The sequence below is a fragment of the Pseudomonas sp. 30_B genome, from assembly GCF_017491605.1.
In the GTDB taxonomy this organism is placed as follows: Bacteria; Pseudomonadota; Gammaproteobacteria; order Pseudomonadales; family Pseudomonadaceae; genus Pseudomonas.
The window spans coordinates 1-438 of sequence record NZ_JAFGYY010000381.1 but is presented as its reverse complement, the minus strand read 5'-3'; the positions used below and the strand labels follow the sequence as shown (position 1 = coordinate 438).

At 63.9% G+C, this 438-nt stretch carries 2 protein-coding genes; one reads left to right on the top strand and one right to left on the bottom strand.

What is annotated here, in order from left to right; genetic code table 11:
- A partial coding sequence (locus J5M67_RS28760) for a hypothetical protein (RefSeq protein WP_207888721.1) occupies positions 1-264 on the bottom strand: 264 nt, incomplete at its 3' end.
- Between J5M67_RS28760 and J5M67_RS28755 the strand changes: the two genes are divergently transcribed.
- On the top strand, positions 250-438 hold a 189-nt coding region (locus J5M67_RS28755; protein WP_207888720.1), incomplete at its 3' end, for a hypothetical protein. The two genes, J5M67_RS28760 and J5M67_RS28755, sit on opposite strands and share 15 nt — an antisense overlap.

Sequence of the window (438 nt, the reverse complement as noted above, 5' to 3'; positions counted from 1 at the left end):
CCTCATCACCGTGCCCGAGAACGACGAATTCAAGTACGTGGTGATGCCGATGCGCATCTGACGCGCGCGATTCGCCGGACACACCAAGGGGCGCCACGCCCCTTTGGCGTTTTTATGGCGATTCGCACGCTTGAGCGCCGGCGCGCGACGCCGGCCCCCGAAAGGGGCGAAAAACCCGAGGCGGCCCGGTTTTTTCGGCGGAAGCACCCCGCCGCCACTCGAGTAGCCCAGCAGAACCGGAAGACATCCATGACTGAACAGCATAATTCGCAGCCCGAAAATAGCTACGGCGCGTCGTCGATCCAGATCCTCGAAGGCCTGGAAGCGGTGCGCAAGCGACCCGGGATGTACATCGGCGACACGTCGGACGGCACCGGTCTGCACCACCTCGTGTTCGAGGTGCTCGACAACTCGATCGACGAGGCGCTCGCCGGCTAC